The sequence below is a fragment of the Vibrio neptunius genome (assembly GCA_019339365.1).
Classification (GTDB): domain Bacteria; phylum Pseudomonadota; class Gammaproteobacteria; order Enterobacterales; family Vibrionaceae; genus Vibrio; species Vibrio neptunius.
The window spans coordinates 850,016-867,246 of sequence record CP079859.1 but is presented as its reverse complement, the minus strand read 5'-3'; the positions used below and the strand labels follow the sequence as shown (position 1 = coordinate 867,246).

General features: G+C 45.0%; 16 protein-coding genes, 1 tRNA gene and 1 pseudogene. 7 read left to right on the top strand and 11 right to left on the bottom strand.

Translation table 11 applies throughout. The features are described from left to right. Nucleotides 1-3 precede the first annotated feature (3 nt). The 7 genes from truD to folB form a co-directional block, all read right to left on the bottom strand. A complete protein-coding gene (truD, locus tag KW548_04270) occupies nucleotides 4-1,050 on the bottom strand; it encodes a tRNA pseudouridine(13) synthase TruD (protein ID QXX07259.1) in 1,047 nt (348 codons plus the stop codon). 45 nt (nucleotides 1,051-1,095) lie between these two features. Next, nucleotides 1,096-1,575 (bottom strand): 2-C-methyl-D-erythritol 2,4-cyclodiphosphate synthase, encoded by a 480-nt coding sequence (gene ispF, locus KW548_04265; protein QXX07258.1) that lies wholly within the window; start codon nucleotides 1,573-1,575, stop codon nucleotides 1,096-1,098. Between the two features lie 3 nt (nucleotides 1,576-1,578). Next, nucleotides 1,579-2,283, bottom strand: a complete 705-nt coding sequence (gene ispD, locus KW548_04260) for a 2-C-methyl-D-erythritol 4-phosphate cytidylyltransferase (protein QXX07257.1) — start codon at nucleotides 2,281-2,283, stop codon at nucleotides 1,579-1,581. Nucleotides 2,284-2,285: 2 nt separating this feature from the next. Beyond that, nucleotides 2,286-2,564, bottom strand: coding sequence for a cell division protein FtsB (gene ftsB, locus KW548_04255; GenBank protein ID QXX07256.1), 279 nt, complete (start codon nucleotides 2,562-2,564; stop codon nucleotides 2,286-2,288). 108 nt (nucleotides 2,565-2,672) lie between these two features. Next, nucleotides 2,673-3,476: an undecaprenyl-diphosphate phosphatase gene (locus tag KW548_04250; GenBank protein ID QXX07255.1), complete on the bottom strand. Its 804-nt coding sequence runs from the start codon at nucleotides 3,474-3,476 to the stop codon at nucleotides 2,673-2,675. A gap of 11 nt (nucleotides 3,477-3,487) precedes the next feature. After that, nucleotides 3,488-3,982, bottom strand: coding sequence for a 2-amino-4-hydroxy-6-hydroxymethyldihydropteridine diphosphokinase (gene folK / locus KW548_04245; GenBank protein QXX07254.1), 495 nt, complete (start codon nucleotides 3,980-3,982; stop codon nucleotides 3,488-3,490). Beyond that, entirely contained in the window at nucleotides 3,979-4,332 is a 354-nt protein-coding gene (gene folB / locus KW548_04240; protein ID QXX07253.1) for a bifunctional dihydroneopterin aldolase/7,8-dihydroneopterin epimerase, read from the bottom strand. The genes folK and folB overlap by 4 nt, the downstream gene beginning before the upstream one ends. A gap of 158 nt (nucleotides 4,333-4,490) precedes the next feature. On the opposite strand from folB, the gene plsY reads away from it, so the two are divergent. Beyond that, nucleotides 4,491-5,102 carry a glycerol-3-phosphate 1-O-acyltransferase PlsY gene (gene plsY / locus KW548_04235; protein ID QXX07252.1) on the top strand — a complete coding sequence of 204 codons (612 nt, stop codon included), beginning with the start codon at nucleotides 4,491-4,493 and terminating at the stop codon, nucleotides 5,100-5,102. Nucleotides 5,103-5,119: 17 nt separating this feature from the next. On the opposite strand, the pseudogene KW548_04230 reads toward plsY, so the two are convergent. Next, a pseudogene (locus KW548_04230) lies at nucleotides 5,120-5,934 on the bottom strand (alpha/beta hydrolase). A gap of 138 nt (nucleotides 5,935-6,072) precedes the next feature. Next, nucleotides 6,073-7,089 (bottom strand): tRNA (adenosine(37)-N6)-threonylcarbamoyltransferase complex transferase subunit TsaD, encoded by a 1,017-nt coding sequence (gene tsaD, locus KW548_04225; GenBank protein ID QXX07251.1) that lies wholly within the window; start codon nucleotides 7,087-7,089, stop codon nucleotides 6,073-6,075. 228 nt (nucleotides 7,090-7,317) lie between these two features. Between tsaD and rpsU the strand changes: the two genes are divergently transcribed. The 5 genes from rpsU to KW548_04200 all read left to right on the top strand — a co-directional run bounded on the left by rpsU (nucleotide 7,318) and on the right by KW548_04200 (nucleotide 12,032). Next, nucleotides 7,318-7,533, top strand: a complete 216-nt coding sequence (rpsU, locus tag KW548_04220; protein QXX07250.1) for a 30S ribosomal protein S21 — start codon at nucleotides 7,318-7,320, stop codon at nucleotides 7,531-7,533. Between the two features lie 26 nt (nucleotides 7,534-7,559). After that, the gene (locus KW548_04215) at nucleotides 7,560-8,003 is read left to right on the top strand and encodes a GatB/YqeY domain-containing protein (protein QXX07249.1); all 444 of its coding nucleotides are present in this window, start codon (nucleotides 7,560-7,562) and stop codon (nucleotides 8,001-8,003) included. A gap of 93 nt (nucleotides 8,004-8,096) precedes the next feature. After that, complete coding sequence (gene dnaG / locus KW548_04210) at nucleotides 8,097-9,866, top strand: DNA primase (GenBank protein ID QXX07248.1); 1,770 nt, start codon at nucleotides 8,097-8,099, stop codon at nucleotides 9,864-9,866. Nucleotides 9,867-9,963: 97 nt separating this feature from the next. Next, nucleotides 9,964-11,817: an RNA polymerase sigma factor RpoD gene (gene rpoD / locus KW548_04205; protein ID QXX07247.1), complete on the top strand. Its 1,854-nt coding sequence runs from the start codon at nucleotides 9,964-9,966 to the stop codon at nucleotides 11,815-11,817. Between the two features lie 139 nt (nucleotides 11,818-11,956). Further along, nucleotides 11,957-12,032: transfer RNA gene (locus KW548_04200), tRNA-Ile, on the top strand. Between the two features lie 341 nt (nucleotides 12,033-12,373). Here the strand turns inward: KW548_04200 and KW548_04195 are convergent. Both KW548_04195 and djlA read right to left on the bottom strand, forming a co-directional pair. Then, nucleotides 12,374-13,495: a carbohydrate porin gene (locus KW548_04195; protein QXX07246.1), complete on the bottom strand. Its 1,122-nt coding sequence runs from the start codon at nucleotides 13,493-13,495 to the stop codon at nucleotides 12,374-12,376. Between the two features lie 344 nt (nucleotides 13,496-13,839). Then, nucleotides 13,840-14,691 carry a co-chaperone DjlA gene (gene djlA, locus KW548_04190; protein ID QXX07245.1) on the bottom strand — a complete coding sequence of 284 codons (852 nt, stop codon included), beginning with the start codon at nucleotides 14,689-14,691 and terminating at the stop codon, nucleotides 13,840-13,842. A gap of 148 nt (nucleotides 14,692-14,839) precedes the next feature. Here djlA and lptD point away from each other — a divergent pair, with 148 nt between their 5' ends. Beyond that, nucleotides 14,840-17,209, top strand: coding sequence for an LPS assembly protein LptD (gene lptD / locus KW548_04185; protein ID QXX07244.1), 2,370 nt, complete (start codon nucleotides 14,840-14,842; stop codon nucleotides 17,207-17,209). Nucleotides 17,210-17,231: the final 22 nt, after the last annotated feature.

The following is a 17,231-nucleotide window of genomic DNA, read 5'->3' as shown; positions in this document are numbered from 1 at the left end:
CACTCATTCGTAGCTGCGCTCCACTTCCTGCTCTTGAATTAATTCACGAATGATTGCGGTGGCGAAGCAGCCAGCCTCCAAAGAGAATCGCAGTGTTATCGTGTCCTGTTCAACACTCCAAGAAAGACCCTGTGGCTTCAGTGCTACAGGGCGACGGTCGTGGCGCATACGATTTCCGCAGATCAGAGCCATCAAATCAGGTTCCGCATCCAGATGAGGTTGTTCTAAAGCCAGCGCCTTATCTGTAGTAGGCAAAGCATTATCACCCGCCATCGCTGCCGTGATCTGAACATCGCCTTGCTTAACAGATTCATTAAGCTCTGCCAACACTCCCGACTCTGCAACGACAACACCTTCCAATGTCTGAATACAATCACCTTCTACAGCCAGATTAAACACGTCTTGTTCAATACGCTGTGACACTATGTTATTGAATATCCACGAGCGTGCTGCCGAAAGATACAAACTTCTTTTGTTTTGATTTCGAGTGCGCACATTCTCACGACCCCAACGTCTTGCTTCATTGAGATTGTTACCGTTGTTCCCGAAACGCTGACTACCAAAATAATTTGGAACACCGTGTTGGCGGATTGATTCCAGTCGCACAATGACATCTTCGACATCACTTACCTCAGTCAACGTGATGATAAAATCGTTACCGATTAAGTCACCCGGACGTAATTTTTTGTTGTGGCGGCTGGTTTCGACAATCTCAATACTTGGATGTTGACTAAGAAACGCTGTGAAATCAGGAGTATCCCCTTTAGGCAGATGAACACTTAACCACTGCTCAGTCACAGCATGACGATCTTTTAAACCAGCCCAGCTGACATCTTTCGATTTCACGCCACAGGCTTTAGCCAGCTCATTTGCAACGAAGCTGGTATTCTCTCCCGTCTTACGGATACGCACCATCAGATGCTCTCCTTCGCCAGTAAAGGCAAAACCAAGATCCTCGTTAACCTGAAAATGCTGTGGCTGGGCTTTCAACTTCCCCGTTGCTTGAGGTTTTCCATTCAAATAGGCAAGTGAAGATAAAATGTCAGTCATAATGTTACCGTTACCCCTTTCAGCGATAGTCGCTAGGCGTAGTTTTTATTGTTGTTTTATTAGTAATACGACCGCTTCGGTCGCGATACCTTCTTTGCGGCCAGTGAAACCAAGGCGCTCAGTTGTTGTCGCTTTGACATTCACATTGCCAATATCCGTTTCAAGATCTTGCGCAATCACTTCACACATCGCCGTGATATGCGGGGCCATTTTGGGCGCTTGAGCCATAATGGTGACGTCCGCATTTCCCAGTATATAACCTTGTTCTTTCACTCTGCGGTACACGTCGCGCAGTAAACCCCGACTGTTGGCCCCTTTCCATTCATCATCGGTATCAGGGAAGTGACGACCAATATCACCCGCTGCAATGGCTCCGAGTAGCGCATCACATAGAGCATGCAGAGCAACATCACCATCTGAGTGAGCGATCAGCCCCTGCTCATACGGCACAGAAACACCACCTATAATTACTGGGCCTTCACCACCAAACTTGTGAACATCGAAGCCGTGACCAATACGAATCATGATTTATCCTTTATTACGATTAAGATAAAACTCTGCGAGCGCTAAATCTTCGGGCTGAGTAATTTTTATATTATCTGCCGCCCCCTGTACTAGGGCTGGAGATTGCCCAGACCACTCCATCGCGGACGCTTCGTCAGTAATCGTAATACCTTTCAAAAGCGCCTCACTCAAAGCCGTGGTCAATTGCTCAGTTTTAAACATTTGTGGAGTTAGTGCGTGCCACAGTGCTTCTCTATCTACAGTATGATCAATATTTTGACCTCTGTTTGCTCTTTTCATTGTGTCTCTGACGGGCGAAGCAAGAATGCCTCCAACCTCATGCTTTAATGACACCTCAATAAGCTTATCTAAATCTTGCTGTTTTACACATGGCCTAGCGGCATCATGCACCATCACCCAAGCGGCAAGCTGATGGTCACAAACAAACTTAAGCCCAGACAAGACGGAATCTGCTCGCTCCCGTCCTCCATCCACTTTTACCACTTGCGGGTGTTGGGCAATAGACAGCAGCGGAAAATATGGATCACCTTTGGTAATCGATACGATGACTTTGTCTATCTTTGGGTGTTGCAGTAGTTTCTCGACGGTATGCTCAAGGACGGCTTTATCGTTAATAGAAAGGTACTGCTTTGGGCGGTCTGCCTGCATGCGGCTGCCAACACCAGCCGCAGGGACTATCGCTACAATGGAAGGGTTTACTTGCGTCATGCTCAGTTGTCATCTCCGACAATGCGGTAAAACGTCTCACCTTCTTTTACCATTCCCAGTTCGTGACGAGCGCGCTCTTCGATTGCGTCTAGTCCTTGGCGAAGGTCATCAATTTCAGCGAACATTTCATCGTTTCGGTTCTGCAGGTTGCCATTGACCTGATGCTGAACTTCAATTTCAGCTTTGACCGACTGAAACTCAGAGATGCCATTTTTGCCCAACCACAAGGTGTACTGCAGCCAGCCTAATAACAAGAGTAAAGTTAGGGCAAAAATTCGCATAAAATATTCTAAGAATGAGAGATATAGAAAGACCACATATATATCATAATGTCTCTTTTCAAGCGAGATTGAAGAATGTGGTCTTTACAAAGTTATTGATGACTGTGCCTACTGCATGAGTAAAAATGCAAACAAACCGAAGCCGAGGATCAATCGGTAAATCACGAAAGGTGTCATCCCCATTCTAGAGATCAATTTCAGGAAGAAATGAATACATACGTAGGCGCTGATAAACGAGGTTACGATCCCGGTCAGCAACACGCCCAAATGAATAGGGTCGCCACTGCTTACTAGTTTCAGACCTAAATAACTACCAGCCAATAGAATAATAGGAATAGACATTAAGAAGGAAAATCTTGCCGCCGCTTCTCGGGTAAAACCTAGGTACAAGGCTGCCGTGATCGTCGCGCCAGAACGCGAAGTGCCAGGAATCATGGCTAGTGCCTGAGCAACACCAATAAACAAGGCTTTTTTCCAATCCGCCTGATATTCATCATCATCAAGACTCGAATATTTATCGACATACCACAGCAATAAACCAAACACGATCGTGGTGGTCGCTATCACCCAAGCACTGCGTAGATACAATTCTATAAAGTCTTTCATTAGCAAACCAAACACACACGCAGGAATAGTTGCTAGAATGATCATCCACGCCAGTTTTGCTTCTTTACTACGATCACCTTTAAAAATAGACGCAAAAAAGGCCGACAGTAACGACACAACTTCACTACGAAAATAGATCATGACGGCTGCTAATGTACCAACATGTACGGCCACATCGAACGCTAAACCTTGATCTTCCCAGCCTAATACTGCTGAAGGCAAGATTAAGTGCGCCGAGCTGGAAATAGGCAAGAACTCGGTAAGACCTTGTATTAAGGCCAGAATAAACGCTTCAAAATAACTCATTAGATACTCAATTATGTTTGGTAATCAAACCAGAGGTCGACTTTGTTTAAGGTTTCCGGATAAGACGATTCAAGCCAGATTTGGCGTATGGTTCGACCATCACCTGGCACACAAAGTTCAGCACACAGCTCATTAAGTGGCTCAATCACAAAACCGTATTTGTAGATATCGCTCCGAGGAAGCTCCGGCGAACGCTCAGAGATACTCTGATCAAATAAAATGATATCGAGATCGATAGTCCGCGGCTGAAACTTTTGGGCGTCTTCTTCCCTACCCCATTTGAGCTCAATATGACGCAGTTGTCGTGAAAATTCCGTTAAACTTAACGGCGTTTTCATTTCTACGACAAGGTTATAGAAAGTATCCCCTTCAAACCCAACCGCTTCACACTCATAAATCGTGGACAGTCTAAGATTCTGACCCAAAGCAGACAACTCATCAATTGCGGCTTTAATGTGTTTACGTCTTTCTACATTGGATCCTACTCCAATGTATGTGGTGTTCATGCCACGCCTCGTTCAATGATAACTCCAACACCAGCAGCTTGTGGTACAGCACCAGGTTTGGTTAGGCGAATCTTGACCCATGGCACACTGAATTGCGTCATGATCAGTTGCGCCACTTCTTCAGCCACACGCTCGACAAGTAAAAAACGGCCAGATTCAATATGAGATAACACCGCAGAACTGACTTGCGCATAGTCCAAGGCATCAGCCACATCATCACTTTTACCTGCTAGTTGATTGTCATGAGCCATTTCAATATCCAAAACCAGCTTTTGTTTGATTTCCTGTTCCCAATCGTAAACGCCGATAGTGGTGATCACTTCTAACTGCTCGATAAATACTTTATCCATGCGCTTTGCTTCCTTTAGAGGTCGGATACCCAAATCAGGTAAAAAGTCGTACTATTTTTATCTCAAACGCCACGCAGTTGGTAGTTTGAGTATTCTAAGCGCGATATGATATCAATTACTTGCCTAGCTAACATCTCTTTATAACGAGTGACTTTACTATGACGCCACTAGCACTTGTCATGATCATCCTTGCCTATCTACTGGGCTCGATCTCAAGTGCTGTTTTGATCTGTCGCATACTCAGGTTTCCTGACCCTCGAGGAGTAGGCTCTCACAACCCAGGCGCGACCAACGTGTTAAGAATTGGAGGTAAAAAGGCAGCAGCGGCAGTGCTGCTGTGCGATATGCTCAAAGGGACTATTCCCGTCTGGGGTGGCTACTTCCTGAATATTGACCCTATCATTCTTGGTGTAATTGCCATCGCAGCCTGTTTAGGCCATATGTATCCGATCTTCTTTCATTTTAAAGGTGGTAAAGGCGTTGCGACTGCCTTAGGCGCCATAGCCCCAATAGGACTCGACTTGACAGCAATGATCATTGCAACATGGCTGTTGGTAGTACTGATTTTCCGTTACTCATCTCTGGCTGCCATCGTCACGGTACTATTAGCACCTTTATATACGTGGATGATCAAACCTCAATACACATTACCCGTCGCCATGCTATGTTGTCTGATTGTGTTCAGGCACCACCAAAATATCAGACGCTTATTTGAGGGAACAGAACCTAAAGTCGGCGAGAAAAATAAAGGAATCAATAAGGCCTCCTGATGAGGCCTTGTTATTGTCTAGCTGTATACCTTGGAAAGGAAGTTCTGCAGCATTGCGGTAACAAATTCCGGCTGCTCTAGGTTGGCAATGTGACCAGCTTTTGGTACCTGAATCAGCTCAGAACCGGTAATACAATCGTTCATCAAATACGATTCCAGTACCGGACGAGGAATATCTTCTTGCCCCACAGCGATCAGTACAGGTAACGTGAACTTCTCAATATCTTCGATCTGATCTCGACGACCAAACACCATTCGACCCATACGTGCGACTTCGGCAGCTTGCTGACCTTTCAGATTAGATAACTTCTCTCGAAACCCAGCCACTAAATCAGGTGACTCTTGCTCTGCATTTCGCGCAAAAAACATCGGGGTCACAATATCAATGATAGGCTCTGGAACCATTTGTGCGGCCGAAATCGTTTCCAACATAGTAAAGTATTTCTTGTGGGTCACTTCCGGCTCTAAACCAACGAACGTATCCATCATAACCAAAGATTTGACACGCTCAGACGCCAGATTTACCACTTCACTGCCCCACATCCCCCCACAGAAAGCCCGATAATCGAAAACTGCTCAACTTCTAGATGGTCCATTAACGCTATAATTTGCTGAGCATAATCCACCAGTGAGTGAGTTGAATCCGGGGCAAACTCAGACTGACCATGCGCCCAAAAATCCGGCACTATGCAGCGATAATTTTGACTTAAGACTTCAATTTGAGGCGCCCACATTTTGCTGTCCCACAAATAGCTGTGACCCAAAACGATAACTGGGCCTTGGCCAACATCCTGATACGCCATTTGATGGCCATCTACAGCAAATTTATTCACAGTTTTTTCCATTGATATTATTTATAAAACTTAAGAGTATCATTAATGACAAAATTAACACCTCGGATGTTTTCAGTTTTACTCCAGAAGAAAGAAAAAAGGCCGACTCTCAAGAGCGGCCTTATTGCAGCAAGTCATTTATGCGATGGGTTCAAGCTGATCGATAGGCCAACGTGGCGTTGCCTGAACGGATAAATCAGCCAGCTCACCGTTCTTCAAACGTTGCATACCTGCGTAAGCGATCATCGCACCATTATCAGTACAAAACTCGGTACGAGGGTAATAAACCTCACCACCCACTTTCTTTGCTAGCTGCTCCAAGTCTGAGCGTAAGCGGCGGTTAGCACTCACACCACCCGCAATTACAATACGCTTAAAGCCCGTTTGCTCTAGCGCTCGCTTACATTTTATCGTTAATGTAGCACACACCGCTTCTTCAAACGCCAGAGCAATATCAGCACGAGTTTGCTCATCGTCACCGTTCGCAGCAATGGTGTTAGCCGTGAATGTTTTCAGCCCAGAAAAACTCATATCTAAGCCAGGTCTATCTGTCATTGGACGAGGAAATTTAAAGCGCCCTGGCGTACCTTTTTCGGCCAACTTAGAAAGCAGTGGGCCGCCTGGGTAATCCAACCCCATCAGCTTAGCTGTTTTATCAAATGCTTCACCAGCGGCATCATCGATCGATTCACCAAGAATCTTATATTCACCAATGCCGTTTACTTCAACCATCATGGAATGCCCACCAGACACCAATACCGCAACGAATGGAAAAGGTGGAGGATTATCTTCCAACATAGGGGCAAGGAGGTGACCTTCCATATGATGGACAGGCACAGCAGGCACACCCCACGCATACGCCAAGCTACGACCGATAGTTGCTCCGACAAGTAACGCCCCAACCAAGCCTGGACCTGCAGTATAAGCAACCCCATCAATATCCTTTGGCGTCAGGTTCGCTTCGGCCATTGCAGCTTTGATTAATGGGATCGTTTTCTTTACATGATCTCGTGAAGCAAGCTCAGGAACCACACCACCATAATCGGCATGGAGCTTAACCTGACTGTATAGCTTATGAGAAAGAAGGCCCTTCTCATCGTCATAAATCGCGATGCCTGTTTCATCACATGAGGTTTCAATACCAATAATGCGCATGGTTTAACCTAGGTGTCTTAATCTCAGATTCAAAATTGACGCAATCTTACCTCGGCTTGGCTTCGCAAACAAATTTTGTATACTGAATAGACGGAAAAGGGCTTTACAAAGCCTATGCGATCGGATTAAAATTCCGCACCATTTTTGATCAAGCTGATTGTAGACCCAGCATTTGAGCTCGGTACTGTGAAGTCAGCATTAACGAATAACCCCTGAGGTGAAAGGCATATGCCAGTAGTTAAAGTACGTGAAAACGAACCGTTCGACGTTGCTCTACGTCGTTTCAAACGCTCTTGCGAAAAAGCAGGTATCCTTTCTGAAGTGCGTCGTCGTGAGCACTACGAAAAGCCAACTACAGTTCGCAAACGCGCTAAAGCAGCGGCTCAAAAGCGTCACGCTAAGAAGCTAGCTCGCGAAAACGCTCGTCGCGTTCGCCTGTACTAATAACTAAGTCCAAAAGGATTATAGTTATGGCTCTGATTGATACTCTCAAAGAAGAGCAAAAATTAGCGATGAAAGCCAAGGACAAGTTGCGTCTTGGTACTATTCGTTTAGCTCTTTCCGCCATTAAACAACGTGAAGTTGACGAACAGATTACTCTGGGCGACGACGATATTCTCGCTGTACTGACGAAAATGGTTAAACAACGTCGTGACTCTGTCGCTCAATTCGAATCAGCAGGTCGTCAAGACCTTGCTGACGCTGAGCAAGCTGAGATTGCTGTACTTGAGGACTTCATGCCTCAACCGCTAACGGATGAAGAAGTGGCTGCACTTGTTGAAAGTGCTATTTCTGATTCAGGTGCAGCGGGCATGCAAGACATGGGTAAAGTAATGGGCGTGCTTAAGCCTCAAATTCAAGGGCGTGCAGATATGGGTAAAGTAAGTGGTTTAGTTCGCGCTAAACTTGGTTAATTACCCAACCCAAATTGCAACAAGCCGTGCTATCCTCTGGAACGCACGGCTTGTTTGTATCTAGATTAGTCTTTTCTTTCTTTGTTAGGTTTTATGGCAGGACACATCCCCCGCAGTTTCATTGATGACCTACTGGCTCGACTGGATATCGTCGATATCATTGACGCTCGGGTAAAACTTAAGAAAAAAGGCAAAAACTACGGCGCATGCTGCCCTTTCCACAACGAAAAAACGCCTTCTTTTAGCGTCAGCCAAGAAAAGCAGTTTTATCACTGTTTCGGCTGTGGGGCACACGGCAATGCCATCGACTTCATGATGGAGTACGAGCGCCTTGAGTTCCCGGAAGCCATTGAAGAACTTGCCTCTTACCTTGGGATTGATGTCCCAAGAGAGCAGCGTCAGGGTGGCCGCTTTCCTGCCAATCAGCCTCAAGTAGATACCGAACAAAAACGTAATCTCTACGATTTAATGACTGGGATTGCGCAGTTCTATCGAGACCAGCTCAAACTTTCTACCAGTAAGGTCGCGATTGACTACCTCAAAGAGCGTGGTTTATCTGGGGAAATCGTTCAGAAATTTGGTATTGGCTATGTTGCCGATGAATGGGATCTCATCCGTAAAAACTTTGGCCAGCAGAAACAAGCTCAAGATATGCTGGTTTCAGGTGGTATGCTGATTGAGAACGACAAAGGCAACCGCTATGACCGCTTTCGCGGCCGGGTAATGTTCCCGATCCGCGACCGGCGCGGTCGAGTAATTGGTTTTGGGGGACGTGTCCTTGGGGATGGAACGCCAAAGTACCTTAACTCACCAGAAACACCGATATTTCATAAGGGCAAAGAGCTATATGGCTTGTATGAGGTCATGCAGGCCTATCGGGAACCACCTAGAGTATTGGTGGTTGAAGGCTATATGGATGTGGTGGCACTAGCACAGTATGGTATTGACTACGCGGTCGCTTCTCTTGGCACATCTACTACTGACGATCATATTCGTCAGCTATTTCGCCAGACAAATACGATAGTATGTTGCTATGACGGTGACCGTGCTGGCCGTGAAGCAGCTAGGCGTGCTATGGAAAATGCTTTGGCCTTCCTAAATGCCAACAAAATCCTAAAGGTACTGTTCTTGCCCGATGGTGAAGACCCAGACAGTTTCGTGCGGAAGTTTGGCAAAGAGGCTCTTGAGGCAGAAATCGATAATGCTGACTCATTAATCGACTTTTTACTTAGCGAAATAAAAAAAGACGCTCCTGATACAGATCCTAAACGCTGGGGATCATATGTTGCTACTAACGCGGCACCACTGTTAAACAAAACAACAGACCCTACTTTACAAGCGTACTTGTGGAAAGAGTTAACACTAGGAACTGGTTGGAGCGATTTTCAGCTGCAAAAGTTTTTGAACTCTCTAATAACAAGCAACACTGAAACTAGGCCTCAGCCGCATAAGGAACTCAAGCGAACTCCTATGCGTGAGGTTATCGCTTTGCTTATTCAGAATCCGAGCTATGCTCAAATGGTACCTGACTTGGCAAGTGTGAGAGACTTACCAGTCCCAGGATTAAGTTTATTCATCGAGGTGCTTGAATATTGTCACCAGCACCCCAATGTAAACACAGGCCAGTTAATTGAACACTGGAGAGATAAGAGCCATGAAGCTCTAATGTCTCGTTTAGCCGGATGGGAAATCCCACTCGACGAAGATAATGAACAAGATATATTTTTAGACTCACTGGACAAAATATTGGCTCAGTGTGTCGAAAAACAAATTGAAAATCTGCAGGCCAAAGAAAGAAGTGTCGGTTTATCAACCGAAGAAAGAAGGGAGCTGCTAGCACTAATGCTAGATTTAAAAGCGTAACCCTGTTCGGATAGTCAGCAACAAATTAATTTGTTAATATGTGTGGTTTGCACTCGCATACTAATTCCTTCACCAGATACTAAGTTGGATACCGTCTATGGATCAAAATCCGCAGTCACAGCTAAAACAACTTGTCATTAAAGGCAAGGAACAAGGCTATCTGACCTACGCAGAAGTAAATGACCACCTGCCAGCAGAAATCGTAGATTCCGAGCAGGTCGAAGATATCATTCAGATGATCAACGACATGGGTATTCGAGTAGTAGAAACTGCTCCGGATGCTGATGATCTTGCACTGAACGATGACGATACAATCACCGATGAAGACGCAGCTGAAGCCGCTGCTGCTGCGCTTTCAAGCGTAGAAAATGAAATCGGCCGCACCACTGACCCTGTGCGTATGTACATGCGCGAAATGGGCACCGTAGAACTGCTGACTCGCGAAGGTGAGATCGATATTGCAAAGCGTATTGAAGATGGTATCAACCAAGTTCAAAACGCTGTTGCTGAGTATCCAGGAACTATCCCTTATATTCTTGAGCAGTTTGATAAGGTACAGGCGGAAGAACTTCGCCTAACCGACCTTATCACGGGCTTCGTCGATCCGGACGCAGATGAAACAACGGCACCAACGGCTACGCATATCGGTTCTGAACTTGCAGAAGCAGACCTTGAAGACGAAGATGCCGAGGAAGAAGACGCAGAAGAGTCAGAAGACGATGAAGAAGAGGAAGATACAGGGATCGATCCTGAGCTTGCTCTAGAGAAGTTCACAGCTTTACGTAACACTTTCCAAAATTACCAGCTTGCTTGTAACGAATATGGAAACGAGAGCCCGAAAGCGACACTTGCTCATGAAATGGTCATCGACGTCTTCAAAGAATTCCGTCTAACGCCTAAACAGTTTGACTACCTTGTTGAAGAGCTGCGCACCTCAATGGAGCGTGTACGTACTCAAGAACGCCTGATCATGAAAGCGTCCGTTGAGTATGGCAAGATGCCTAAGAAGTCTTTCATTACTCTTTTCACAGGCAACGAATCAAGCGAAGCGTGGTTGGATGAAATTTTATCTTCCGATAAGCCATATGCAGAAAAGATTCGTCGCAGTGAAGAAGATATTCGTCGTTCGATCTCAAAATTAAAGATCATCGAAGAAGAAACATCACTCACAGTTCAAAATATCAAAGACATCAGCCGTCGTATGTCTATCGGTGAAGCAAAAGCTCGCCGTGCGAAGAAAGAGATGGTTGAAGCAAACTTGCGTCTGGTTATTTCTATCGCGAAGAAATACACCAACCGTGGTCTACAGTTCTTGGACCTGATCCAAGAAGGTAACATCGGCCTAATGAAAGCCGTTGATAAATTTGAGTACAGACGTGGTTACAAGTTCTCGACTTACGCAACTTGGTGGATCCGTCAGGCAATTACTCGTTCGATTGCAGACCAAGCTCGTACTATTCGTATACCAGTGCACATGATCGAGACGATCAACAAGCTCAACCGTATCTCTCGTCAAATGCTGCAAGAGATGGGGCGTGAGCCACTGCCGGAAGAGCTGGCAGAGCGTATGCAAATGCCGGAAGATAAAATCCGTAAAGTACTGAAAATCGCTAAAGAGCCAATCTCGATGGAAACGCCTATCGGTGATGACGAAGATTCGCACTTAGGTGATTTCATCGAGGATACAACTCTAGAGCTACCACTAGACTCCGCAACATCAGGCAGTCTTAAAGTCGCTACTAAAGATGTTCTTGCAGGTTTAACACCTCGTGAAGCGAAAGTACTGCGTATGCGCTTTGGTATCGACATGAACACCGACCACACTCTTGAAGAAGTAGGTAAGCAGTTCGACGTTACTCGCGAGCGTATTCGTCAAATTGAAGCGAAGGCATTGCGTAAGCTGCGCCATCCAAGCCGTTCAGAGACGCTACGCAGTTTCTTGGATGAATAACCCATCAATTTGATTAAAAGGCGAGCAAGCGCTCGCCTTTTTTATATCTAAATGATTTAAATGGATAAAAACTAAACGCATTTACCCTATTAAGTGTCTAGACAGCCTAGTCGGCTTCCCCTATAATTCCTGTCCTAACGGCCCCTTAGCTCAGTGGTTAGAGCAGTCGACTCATAATCGATTGGTCCGCAGTTCAAGTCTGCGAGGGGCCACCACTTTCGTTCGGTAAAGAACAAGAAAGGCCTGAGAGCGATTTCGCTTCTCAGGCCTTTTGCTTTTATCAGGACCGTATAGCAAACCCAAAACAGGTCTATCCTACTAGAATCAAGAATCCCTATTTTTAACAGCCTAACTTTAGCCCAGTAACACTTAACGCATTCTAGTGGAAAGCTGGTTAAAGAGGTAAATTGATCCCTCTCCGTTCAGTGCGCGCCTGTCTACTCTAATAACCGTCATAATGTGTGATCTCCATTTGGCTACAAAAACCTTAAAAACGTCACATAACGATGAGCGTGCCCTTCAGTTTTCGTTGAGTGGCTGGGCGTTAAACAAACGCCTAAATACTCACTTTTATGCTCCCTCGGATACCAAATACCCAAGCACTATCTACCTGAGAGTTGAAAGGAAGGCGGCTAAGATATTGAGCGTTGGGGGCTATCGATACAGGGCCAAAATTCATTTGATAATAAAGTTCAGAGTTGAACGTATCATCAAACGGAGCATTAGGTTTTGCCCAGCCGACCGCAACACCAAGTGTTCCGGGTCCTAACCCGAGATAACCAGTTCCAGCAACAACAGACGACTTATAGAGTGCTTCTGGCCCTTTTGCGACACCGGCTCTGAAGAAAGGCACCCAACTGCCCATTTTATAAATGGTCGACCAATTAGCCCCATAGTTCTCACTAGGCTGAGCCTTAGGCCCGTCACTATGCCAAATCGTCAGGTGAGAGTTCTGCATATAAAATGCATCTTTGCTAGGTACCCACCCGATTTCCAGCGATTTAAAATATTGGTTTTCGCGAAAAAAATTTTCAACCCCATCAAACGGCTCGGTCGAGTCTGCTTTCGCATCAGAGAAGCTTAAATAGCCATAAAAATTTTCGGACATCATGTGCCGAACAGAAACCCCGAATGTCGATTCATCAGGAATAGCAATAGAGCCCGAGCCCGTACTGAACTGGATATTAGAAAAGCCGGAGTAGGGATTGCCAAGCGCGTAAGTGTCAATGTAGTCCGTGCTATCTAAAAAACCGACCATCATTTCTGTATCTTGTGCATTAAACTCATGCTTCCAGTACAGATTGGTAAGTCTTGAACCAATATCACTAAAAGCGGGCTGTATTAAGCCAAAACCACCGATATTCCCCATAACAAACTGAGAAGGAGCATCCTCGGTATAATCATGTTTATGATCGACCCTCAATCTTAATGACCCTTTATCTAGGTCAGTTTCATCTTGATAAGCCCACCAATCAATGGTTACCCTAGCGATGCCAGCGGCTGCAGTACCCTCTTTTCCTGAAAGCGTTTCACTGGAAGTTAACCCAAATGCGTAATAGTCACCCGTCACACTCACTGTTTGTTGTTCAGAAGAATACACTTCACTGGCAGTCATTAATGCAGTGACGGCTACAAGAGCCATCAGAAACTGCGGTTTTGATAATAAATGTTCACTCATTTCAATAGCTTCCTATGCTAGCTACTGAGTTGTACGACTTAGCTCAACCGTATTGTTTGAATAAAAAGGAGGACCGTTTTGCATGTGTGCAAAAGGAGAGAACATTACAATCTCGAGACGCGCATAAGTCCCTTAATTAATACTTATTAATCATTCAGATTCATTAAAGTTTAATCGTGTCCGTGATATGAGCAGGCAGTATCCTATATGAATTTGCAAGAGCATATAGTCGATGATGGCCCCAAGCAGGTCCAATTGTCACATCACTGTTGATTGAACTATAGGAAGTAAAAAGCCTGATGATAAAACACATCAGGCTATTTATTTGCTCGGCTTAACTACTTTTAGAAGCCTTTAGTTTTTTTGATCAGATCATAGGCACTTTGGATTTCTTGTGCCTTCTCTTTGGCTACATTCATCATTTCTGGCGGAAGACCTTTAGCCATCAGTTTATCTGGATGATGTTCATTCATCAGTTTACGGTATGCACGTTTAAGTGTTTTCGTATCGGCATTGCTGTCAACACCTAAAAGCTTGTACGCGTCACTAAGCTGATCGGCAGTCGATGCTTGCTGCCCTCGTCCGTATTGATGAGAGTGACCATTATTTGAATGTCCTCCAAAACCGCCTTGCTGAAAGCGGAATGCCGCTTCCTGCATGCGTAAGCGCTGCTCAAGCTGATCGGAAGAGAAACCCAACCCTTTTGCCACTTTATGCAGAACACTACGTTCACTAGGGTGAATATCTCCATCAGCAAACGCTGCCGATATCTGCAATTCTAAGAAGAACTGCATCAGATCAAATCGCTCCCCAGCAGAAATTCGAACTCTCTCCAACACAGTTTCCAACGGAAAGTCGGCTTCCTTACCCTCACGAAATGCATTTTGTGCAGCGCGTCGCAGCTCACCATGCAAATTCATCCGTTCCATCATGGTGGTCGCTAACTGAATTTCTTCACGAGTAACTTGTCCTTTAGCTTTCGCTACATGCCCCATCACGGCGAAACCAGCTTTAAAAAATTCTTCTTGACGTTCAGTTTGGCTGGGGCCACCACCGAAGCCAGGGTTAAAACCAGCTTGGCGCAATCTGCGTGCTTTATCGAACTGATGACCTAAAAAAAGGCCGAATATCGCACCAAACGGTCCTCCCATGAGGAAACCAAAAAAAGTGCCAAGTATTTTGCCGAAAATATGCATTATGTGTTCTCAATCTCTGAATTTTTTCTTCATAAAGCGGTCTGATAGTGCCGTAAGCTATAAATTCCTTTATTATAGGGACCGTTTTATTTTACATTCGGTCACCTATTCACCGGATATATCAAGTTAAACAGGATAGTAAAACTCGATGTCACGTTTTCCTCGCACCTTGTTAGCCACTTCAATTAGTGCCGCTTTTCTTATGCCTCAGGCTCAGGCTGAAGACATCCCTCTGGACACGTCACAAGAAATGCCGTTCATTGGCGAACGCCAAACATTAGACCTTATTGATCAATGCTTGGTCAATGAAGAGGAGCCTGAAAACGCAAAACAACTGCCAATTAACGTTGAAGCCGATAGCTTAGAAGCGATCAATGGTGATAAATCGACCTATAGTGGTAACGTAACCGTTGTACAAGGCAAAAAACGCATGAAAGCGGACAATGTCACTCTTCATCAGCAAGATAATATTGTCGTCGCTGAGGGTAACGTGACATTCAGCGATGGCGAGTTAAAAACGATCTCGGACAAAGCCGTAAATCATCTGAATACTGAACAAGTGACATTAGAGAATACCAACTATAAATTCTTGTGTGAGCCTGGTCGCGGTGAAGCTGTCTATGTATCCAAAACAGGCAAAGCTGTCTATGAGATAGAGGATGGCACGATCACTTCTTGTCCAGAAGGTGACAAATCTTGGCGAATGAAGGCTTCGAGCATCGATATCGATCAAAACGAAGAGGAAGCCACCTTCTATAACCCTCGGTTTGAAATACTAAACGTCCCTGTTTTTTACCTACCATTTCTGACCGTCCCCATTGGTGATACGCGTAAAACTGGTTTCTTATATCCAACCGTTTCCTACGGTTCTAGTGATGGCTTTGAAATGCAGGTGCCGATTTACTGGAACTTGGCACCAAACTACGACTTAGAGACCACTCTAAAGTATATGCAGGAGCGAGGCACCCAGCTCAACAGCGAATTTAGATACCTCTCAGACCTCGGCTATAGTACGCTCAAATCTGAGTATTTACCTGATGATCAAAAGTACCCAGAGCAAGGTGACCGTTGGGGATTTCAGTGGCAACACAGCGGTATTTTCCAAGAGAATTGGAAATTTGAAATTGATTACTCGAAAGTCAGTGATATTAGCTATTTTTCCAATATTGACTCAAGCCTAGGCAATCAATCCGATGGTCAGCTTCTACAAGAAGCCAGAGCTACTTATCGTTCTTTAACATGGGATGCCGCCGTTTTAACTAGAGATTTTCAAGTATTAACCACCAGCAGTAACACGCCATACCGACTGTTACCTCAAGTCGAGTTTAACTATTATTCTCCGGAGTTAATGCGCTATCTCGATTTCGATGTGATCAGCCATGTGTCTCAATTTGATACTGATGATCCCGCTAAACCGTCTGCAACGCGAGTGCATGTTGAGCCTGGTATAAAAATACCTGTTGGCACTACTTGGGGAACTTGGACCACAGAAGCTCGAGTTTTAGGGACCTACTATCAGCAAGATTTAGGGGGACTCAACCTGAGTGATTTTAGTAGCCAAGGCTACAACTTAAAAGAGTCAACCTCACGAGTCATTCCAGAGTTTCGGACCCATGCAGGTGTCGTTTTAGAGAGAGATACCGTTCTGTTCGATAGCTACACTCAAACATTGGAACCTCAGATCCAATATTTGTATGTGCCTGAAGAAGATCAAAGTGAAATTTATCTCTATGATACGACGCTCCTTCAAACCGATTACTATGGTTTGTTCCGCAGCCGTAAGTACAGTGGCGTAGACAGAATTGCCGCAGCTAACCAGTTTAGTTATGGCGCTTCCACTCGCTTTTTTGATGAACAATATAAAGAACGCCTGAATATCTCATTCGGACAAATCTTCTACTTGGACAAAGATACTAAAAATTCCAATATCTCCAATCAAGATAACAAATCCGATTACTCTGCATGGGCGGTCGAAATGGACTTCAACTATGACGACTACCTCTTCTATCATGGTGGTATCCAATATGATATAGACACCAGTGAAGTTCAGCTTGGTAATAGCACACTTGAATATCGATTCTCCGGAGGATTCATTCAAGGTAACTATCGCTACGTTACACGTAGTTATCTTGACAGTACCGTAGGAGACAGCCTGCCTCTAGATAGCCTAACCAAAGATGGCATTTCTCAGGCAGGCTTAATTGCAGGTTATCAACTAACCAGAAAGTGGTATGCAAGTGCCCAATATTTCTATGACCTAACAACCAAAGAAGATTTGGAATGGCTAACCAACCTAAGTTACAGATCAGATTGCTGGTATATCGGCTTCTCGTACAGCAATCAACTGCGCAGTGGTTTACTGTCTGATCCCGTACAGCCTATATATGAAAACAACTTCAGCTTTAATTTCGGTATTATTGGATTCGGCACTTCTATCGGCTCTGACTCCGGCGTGACAGGATCTGATACGGCTAATAGCTCTTTAGGTTACGGTCGCCCGTTCTTCTTAAACAACTAATTTGAAAGCCTGTGGTCTAAAT